This window comes from Asticcacaulis sp., assembly GCF_027484505.1.
Lineage (GTDB): Bacteria > Pseudomonadota > Alphaproteobacteria > Caulobacterales > Caulobacteraceae > Asticcacaulis.
Genome location: NZ_JAIXSV010000229.1, coordinates 1 through 8,147 on the forward strand (window position 1 = coordinate 1; position 8,147 = coordinate 8,147).

Annotated in this window: 4 protein-coding genes; all 4 read left to right on the top strand. The window is 53.0% G+C overall.

The features are described 5' to 3' along the window. Window positions 1-709: 709 nt before the first annotated feature. Complete coding sequence (locus Q0072_RS13650) at window positions 710-1,444, top strand: HAMP domain-containing sensor histidine kinase (protein ID WP_298331127.1); 735 nt, start codon at window positions 710-712, stop codon at window positions 1,442-1,444. Window positions 1,445-1,679: 235 nt separating this feature from the next. Next, window positions 1,680-6,131: a chemotaxis protein CheB gene (locus Q0072_RS13655; RefSeq protein ID WP_298331129.1), complete on the top strand. Its 4,452-nt coding sequence runs from the start codon at window positions 1,680-1,682 to the stop codon at window positions 6,129-6,131. A 205-nt stretch (window positions 6,132-6,336) separates the two neighbouring features. Further along, the gene (locus Q0072_RS13660) at window positions 6,337-6,534 is read left to right on the top strand and encodes a hypothetical protein (protein WP_298331131.1); all 198 of its coding nucleotides are present in this window, start codon (window positions 6,337-6,339) and stop codon (window positions 6,532-6,534) included. Between the two features lie 26 nt (window positions 6,535-6,560). After that, entirely contained in the window at window positions 6,561-7,865 is a 1,305-nt protein-coding gene (locus Q0072_RS13665) for a glycosidase (protein ID WP_298331133.1), read from the top strand. Window positions 7,866-8,147 lie beyond the last annotated feature (282 nt).

Below are 8,147 nucleotides of genomic sequence, written 5' to 3' on the forward strand. Positions count from 1 at the left end.
ACGGCTGGACCGTCTCTCGTCTCGACGAGTTGATGCCATGGAATTTTAAGCCAGATAAAGCCGGCGCCTGATCCACAAAATCGTCAGATCCGCAACATGGGTGCGTGTTTACGCTTACGATCGTGGTCGCACATCTGGTCGAAAACGAACCAAATTTGTTGTCACGGCTCAATGACGTATTCGTCACTCCTGGAAAAATGGATAGATGTGAACATGATTATACGAATACAGAGGGTTTTGCCGAGGAATGTATAAGGGCGATAATACTAATTAAAGAGCATAAATAATTAATTATTGATATATTTTATGAAATCAAACAAAACATTCATGCAAAAATCAAAAACAATAAATTAAATTTATATGTAGGAAATTTTAAAAATGCCCACAATTCAAAGTTAATAATCTGAAATTATTTAATAAAAAAATTAAATAGAGGGTTTGGGTTTCTGTGTCTGAGTACTTTCCGAAACTTTTCCTCCTTATCAAAAACTGATTAATTTGACGGGCCTTGGTCGCGACCGGAAAATTAAATTTCCTCTGTGCGTTTGAGACATATTCGGTCGCAAGGCTTCAAAATCTGGAATGGGTCCTTTGTTCTGCGGTTACGAGGGTGAAAATGACTAGACGAAGTGATGCCGACTGTGGTGACCGCGGGGCGTCGAGGGCGCCTGAGCCTTCCCGCACACTTTCGCCCTTAGCCGATAGATGCGTGGACGGGGACGTGGCGAACTGCGCGTTAAGTGCCGAAAGACGAACGGCCGGACTGCGTGAGCAGTACATTGCCATACTGGGCCACGATCTTCGAAATCCGCTTTCCGCGATTCTTTCCGGGTTGGAGGTAATGTGCAAAAGCCCACTGAATGACCGCCAGACAGAGGCAGCGAAATTGGTTGAGGGGAGTGCGCTCAGAATTTCGGCGCTTGTAGACGACTTAATGGATTTTGCCAGGGGGCGGCTGGGGGCAGGAATGGTGCTCACCTGTGTCGATGTGAATTTGGGGCCGGTATTTGCCCATGTTGTTGACGAACTGAGGGTCACCCACCCCTCAAGGGATATAAAGTTGCAGGTAAACTTACCGGGCGTGATTAACTGTGATCATCGGCGCCTCTCTCAGCTCTTGTCTAATCTCGTGGCAAACGCTTTGAGCCATGGAAGTCAGACCGGGTCCGTCATCGTTGACGTTTGCGAACTCAATGGTCGATTTGCATTATCGGTCAGCAATCAGGGACGGCCGATCTCTCTCCCGGAATGTGAGAGGCTGTTTTTGCCATTCGAACGCGGAGGGACGAACGCCCGCTCAGAAGGGCTTGGCCTCGGTCTTTATGTGTGCGCCGAAATCGCGCGCGCGCACAATGGTGACATACGAGTGGTCTCTGACGTCATACAGACGGTTTTTACATTCGAGATGCCGTTACCGCTGCGCCTGGTATCCGGGAAAAGCTGACGGGTTATAGAGCGTTAAATTTAACTTGCGCAAGGGCATCAACTTTTTAAATATTGAAAATATAATACTGAATCCTGACTATATATTTATTTTAAGTTTGCTTGACAAAAGAAATAAAATTGGGAATGAAAATTTGACAATTATTTCAATTTAATTCATCATCCGCTTCAGAAAATTGTCGCTTAGTCGGGGTCTGTCCCCGCTCTGAGGGATACGGCTTTACCCCTGAGGCTACATGTCCGCCGCCGACCGATCGTCAGAAGTGCGTATCCGAACGGGCGAAGAAGCGGTTAAAGGCGAACGCGAACCTTTTGAGGTATCGCCCCCTTGTTTTGCTGTCGTGGGCGTTGGCGCATCAGCCGGCGGTCTGGAGGCCTGTCGCGATTTGTTCGCGGCCGTACCAATCGATGCTCGTCTGGCCTTTTTGCTGGTTCAGCATCTGGACCCGAACCATGAAAGTCTTTTGGTTGAGCTTCTAGCCGGGCGAACTGTCTTGAAAGTGTCGGAGGCGTCCCATGGCGTTACGATGGAGCCGGGGCACCTCTACATCATTCCACCGGGAACCTATCTGGCGGTCGCCGGAGAAAAACTGTCGCTTTCCCCACCCCCTCAGCCCCATGGCTTTCGCCTGCCTTTCGATTTTCTTTTGCAGTCTATGGCGAGCGAGTTGGGTCCCCGTGCAATCGGTGTTGTGCTGTCTGGGATGGGGGCGGACGGGAGTGCAGGTCTGAAACCCCTGCGAGACGCTGGCGGTTTTGTCATCGTGCAAGACCCGCAGGAGGCAGGATTCGATGCTATGCCCCGGAGCGCTATTCTGACGGCGTGCGCCGATAAGGTTTTAAAAGTCAGGGATATGCCCGCAGCTCTCATCAGACGCGTTGCCGATCTGAATCCGGGCCTTGCTCTACCCGCTCCACAACGGCCAAAAACAGGCCTTACGGTGGATGCGCCGGCACCCCTTGGCCCGGCACCCCTTGGCCCGGCACCCCTTGGCTATGCCATGGCTGAAATCATCACGCTCCTGCGTCAGTCAACAGGGCATGATTTTACATGTTATAAGACGGGAACACTGAAGCGACGAACCGATCGGCGCATGGCGATGGCGGGCATGGCCAAGGCCAACATGTCAGACTATCTTGACCGCCTGCGGCAGGACCCAGGCGAACTGACCCTCCTCGCTGATGATTTTCTTATCAATGTCACCTGCTTTTTCCGGGACCCTGAGGTTTATGCCTTCCTCGCCTCCAAAACAGTTCCCGAACTTATATCTAAACGCCCGACCGAGCTGCCTTTAAGAATTTGGGTGGCCGGTTGCAGCACCGGGGAAGAAGTCTACTCTCTCGCCATGGTTTTCAGAGAGGCCATTGATGCGGCTAAACGCCCATTGAAGGTGCAGATTTTTGCCTCTGATCTGGATGCCGATGCTGTGGCGCGCGCGCGAGAAGGCGTATACCCGGCTTCAGCAATGGGGGAGGTGTCGCCGGAACGAATAGCGCGCTTCTTCACAAAAGAGGGCGATCACTACCGGGTTTCACGGGAAATACGTGGAGACATCGTTTTTACAGTCCACGATGTCCTGAATGACCCACCGTTTTCGCGCCTTGATCTGATCTCATGCCGAAATCTGCTCATCTACCTGAAGCCTGAGGCTCAAACGAAACTTCTCTCCCTTTTTCACTTCGCACTCCTCGATCAGGGCGTCTTGTTACTGGGGGCCTCTGAAACAGCGGGCAGCGGAGAGAGTCCGTTCTCATTAATTTCACGGGCGCAAAGACTTTACCGGAAGGACGGGCGAAGCCCGCCCAATACCTTCTCGGTAAGCCCGGGCAATAAAGACAACTGGATACCTTTAAGGCATAGGCTTGGCGATAAGGCCATTCCGAGCGCTACCACCCTGCTGAACTTGTCGCATAAGGCGGTCATGGAGGCGTTCGCGTCCGCCTTTGTCCTTACAAATGAACGGGGCGAGTGTCTTCATTTTACAGGTGAGACAGACCGGTACCTCGCGATGCCGCACGGGCCGGCGGTTCTGGACCTGTTGTCGCTCGCCCGTGAAGACGTTCGCACCAAGCTGAGGTCAGCCCTTCAGCAGGCAGTGCATGAGAAGAGACCCGCAAACGTAAAGGATGGCCGCCTTCGGTTCGGAGATATCGATTTCGGCTTTGAAATCACCATACTTCCCATCCAAAACGACGGACAATTTCTATACCTGGTGTGTTTTATCGATCCACCCCCGGCCCCAACCTCAGGGATGCGAAGGGGAGGTGCCCCGCACATTCGTCAGATCGAGGCACTAGAGTCTGAGCTCGAATCCACCCGGAGCGAGTTAGGCTCCGCTATCCGAAACCTCGAAAGGTCTGCGGCGCAGCAAAAGGTGATTAATGATGAGTTGCTCTCGGTCAACGAGGAGATTCAGTCAACAAATGAAGAGATGCTTACATCCAAGGAAGAGTTGCAATCACTGAATGAAGAGCTGACCGCGCTGAACAGCCAGTTACAAGAGACCCTGGAACGGCAGAAGACGACCTCTAACGATCTGCAGAACGTTCTCTACAGTACAGATATCGCAACACTTTTCCTCGACAGAGACCTGAATATCCGCTTTTTCACACCGGCTACGCGCCGGTTGTTCCGTGTCATACACGGGGACATCGGCCGACCGCTGGCCGATTTAAGATCGCTGGCCGACGATACCGGTCTGCTGACGGACGCGAGACATGTCCTCACCACGCTGGTGCCTATCGAACACGAAATCCGTGCCGAGAGCGGCGCGTGGTACGTCCGTCGCATTCTGCCTTACAAGGTGTCCGATGAGGATGTGGATGGGGTCGTCATCACATTTGCCGACATAACCGAACGGCGCAAGACGGCCATAGCCCTCGAGGCGGCTAAGCAGGAGGCGCAACGAGCGAATGTCGGGAAGTCTCGATTCCTCGCCGCAGCAAGTCACGACTTGCGTCAGCCTCTCCAATCCCTGAAGCTGATCCAAGGGTTGCTGCTGCATTCAGTTGAAAGTGAACATGCACTCCAACTGGTCAGGCGTCTGGAGGATATCCTTTCGTCCATTACAGGTATGTTGGACTCACTGCTCGACATTAATCAGATCGAGTCTGGAACCGTGCATGCAGAAATTACGCACTTCTCTATCAATGATCTTCTGGTTCGAGTGAGAAATGAATTCATTTATCACGCTCAGGTACAGAAGTTGGACTTCGTCGTGCTTCCTTGCCGCGCGAGCGTGGTGAGTGATCCGCAACTTCTGGAGCAAATGATTAGGAACCTTGTCAGCAATGCCTTAAAGTACACACACACGGGAAAGGTTCTGGTTGGCTGTCGCCGGCATGGCCAGTCCATCACTATTGAAATATATGATACAGGCATAGGCATCCCGGCCGCTTCACTGGCTGATATTTTTAATGAATATGAGCGGCTGCATATCGCCGGACAGGTCGATAACAGTGGTCTGGGCCTGGGGTTGTCGATTGTCCAGCGGTTGGGGGGTATGCTGAACCACCGGATTCGCGTCCGGTCTCAGGAAGGCCGGGGTTCGGTTTTCTCGATAGAGGTTCCAATCGACAGCGCGAACGGAGGCGGAGCGGTCGATCTGCGGCACGACCAAACCACAAAAAAGCCTCACGTTAAGACCGGGACCGTTCTCGTTATCGACGATGACGCGGATGAGCGTGATCTCATCGAGCTAATGCTAACGGCAGAGGGATATCTCGTCTACGCTCTGGCAGACGGGGATGCGGCCGTAGACTTGGTTAAGCGTCTCAAACTTCGACCCGATTTGATCCTGAGTGAATTTAGCTTCCTTGAACCGCCCAATGGCCTGAAAGCCGTCGAGAGGCTCCACCGCGTTTTACACACACCTCTGCAACCGCCTGTACCTGTAATTATTATGACGGCCGACATGAGTAGTGCCACGCGCGCTCAAATTGATGCAATCCAATATACCCGACTTACCAAACCTGTCGCGCCGGTCGTTTTGGCGGAGACAGTTGACCGTATCCTCACCGACACGCGCGCTAAGGCTAAAAATGCTATACCCTTTGCACGCCCTTCGGAGGGGGAGGGCCCAACCGTCTTCGTCGTTGATGATGACCCGGCTTTCAGAGAGTCCACGAAATCCATGCTTACCCAAGCCGGGCGACATGTTAATGAGTTTGGGTCTTGTGAAGATTTTCTTGCCGCATATGTGCCAGGAACAGAAGGGTGTCTCCTGATTGATGCCTATCTGCCCGGGATAAGCGGCGTGGAGCTTTTACAGCGTCTGTCCGAGGCCGGGCATCATCTTCCTTCTGTCATGATCACAGGCCGCTCGGACGTCGCCACGGCTGTCCTCGCCATGAAGGCAGGTGCCACCGATTTTATTGAAAAGCCTATCTCCGCCCACGATTTATTGGTGACCGTGCAACACGCGCTTGAAGTCTCACATGACGAGAATCGCAGAGACACCTGGCGGAAAGAGGCCGCCGCTGTTCTGGGGACTTTGACCGCTCGTCAGAAGCAAATCCTTGATCGCGTTCTCGCAGGAGATCCCAGCAAGAACATCGCGGCGGACCTTGGCATTAGCCAACGCACCGTAGAGAACCATCGAAATGCCATCATGAAAAAGACGAAGTCCAAATCCATGCCCGCCCTTGCCCGCTTGGCGCTGGCAGCGTCAGGTGGTGAGACGGTTTAGGCGCACAAGCATGAGGAAGTGGCCAAGCAATTCATGTTCAGGTCTGTTCTCATATCCTTTCTGTAAATATATTTTCATGTCGTCCGGAATCTATGTGAGTAGATTCCGAGTGTGACGGAACAAAATCAAAAATGATATTGTGAATATTGCGTCCCGTGACCCTGAGAAAAGGTCTCAGATATCGGGTTTTTAAAGGTGTGGAAATATGGCCGAGTCTCAATTGGATTATAAGAAAGATAAGCCGGGCAATTTTATTCGCTACATTCAAAAGAAGTTGAAAAAATTCGCACGGCATGAGCCCAGCCAAGGCTTGCCACATGACGAGGCAAAGCGATTACCCTGGATTGGTATTATCATGGGGATCGGGTTGATGGGCGGTGCTCTCTATCTCTTGAGCCGTTAAGGTCGGCGGCCAGAGGGCAAAATCAGATGTGTGCGGAATTTCTTCATAGCGCGTCAGTTTTGCGGATCAATCCGAAACGAACGGTTTTGCGCCCATATTTCTTTACCTCTAAGGTGATGGGCCAAGCGCAAAGTCATATCACCCGCGCTCAACATATCTGCCAGTATATACTCGGGCTGTCGTTCGATGAGTGCCATCTGCGGTTAACAGAACTCAGCCAGGGCTTTATCAGCGGTCATCCTCATGCCCGTAAGTACTTTCTCGAGCGCTTTGAGGACGTAAAGAAACTGGTCGGCCCCTACTTCGGGGGCATGGATGATATCGAAGATCCGCATGCGGCGCTTATCGGAGCCTACTTCTGCCGGGAATATGCTTTTGAGGCGGCCGCCGTAATGAATCCCTCCATCGTTACGCACCCTGACCAGACGGGCCTGGTCGATGGCGCAACGCGTTTCTGTCTCTCCGTCCGGTGCGTAGGAGAGGGGCACCTTTCGACGCTGGCTTTTCGCTCCGTTCTCATCCTTGAAGACGGAACGATTGAACTGGAGCCCGAGCCCCCGTTCGCTGTCGAAGCTTGTCCCCTTGCCCATGCGACGGCGGGCCCGGTGACTCTGGTCCGACCCGATGGGCTATCGCTTTTTGCGACGGTGATATTTCCGATCACTTCCTCTCAGGCAATGGGAATTGAAGATCTAAGGTTGGTGGAATTCACGCAAGAGAACGGCGAAACGGTATATCTGGGGACGTACACCGCGTACTCCGGAAGTGAAACCACCACTGAATTGTTTGAAACCACTGACTTTCAGACCATCCAGTTGACCCCGCTTCAAGGGGCGGCGTCCGCTTACAAGGGGCTGGCGCTATTTCCGCGTCGCATCAACGGGTATTACGCAGCGATCGGTCGCCTCGATCTGGAAAATCTCCACTATCTGGAGACTAAGGATCCTCGTGTGTGGAACTATGGGCAAACCCTGTTATCCCCGCGGCACGGGTGGGAACTCGTTCAGATTGGGACTTGCGGCCCTCCTATAGAGCTCGACGAGGGGTGGCTTTTACTTATCTATGGTGTGGGGGCAATGCGGCGTTACGGTCTCGGAGCGGTTCTGTTGGATAAATCCGATCCGCGTAAGGTTCTAGCGCGAAGCAAGGCGCCGCTTCTGGCCCCACAGGCTGACACACGCGAAGGTTACGTGCCCAATGTTATCCATAGTTGCGGTTCAATCCGGCATAAGGACCGCGTCATTATACCTTATGCCGTCGCTGAATCGTCAATCCGTTTCGTCTCCGTGACCATATCGTCCCTCCTCGCTGATCTGCGGGGGGGACAATGAAAGGCGAGGCTTATCATAAACGTGCGTCGCTCCTCACCTCCCTTCCGGAGGGTGTGAGGAAGGCTGCATTGACGAGCCTTGGCTCGCTCTCAGCTGAACGCAAAACCTGTAGAGGAATAGACCCATGCCCAACTTTAAAGCGGCGATGATGAGCCCTGAAATAAACCGACATTTCCCATTTGAGCGCCTTACTGGCGCCCGAATAGAGGTAGGATAGTCGCAAACCGAGACTGCGGGAAGCCCAGACGCGAGAGCGTAGAGCCTTACTCGCTCTGGTTTGGC

Coding starts and splice junctions, on each gene's coding strand:
- Q0072_RS13660 (WP_298331131.1), top strand. CDS start 6,337: ATGGCCGAGTCTCAATTGGATTATAAGAAAGATAAGCCGGGCAATTTT.
- Q0072_RS13665 (WP_298331133.1), top strand. CDS start 6,561: ATGTGTGCGGAATTTCTTCATAGCGCGTCAGTTTTGCGGATCAATCCG.
- Q0072_RS13655 (WP_298331129.1), top strand. CDS start 1,680: ATGTCCGCCGCCGACCGATCGTCAGAAGTGCGTATCCGAACGGGCGAA.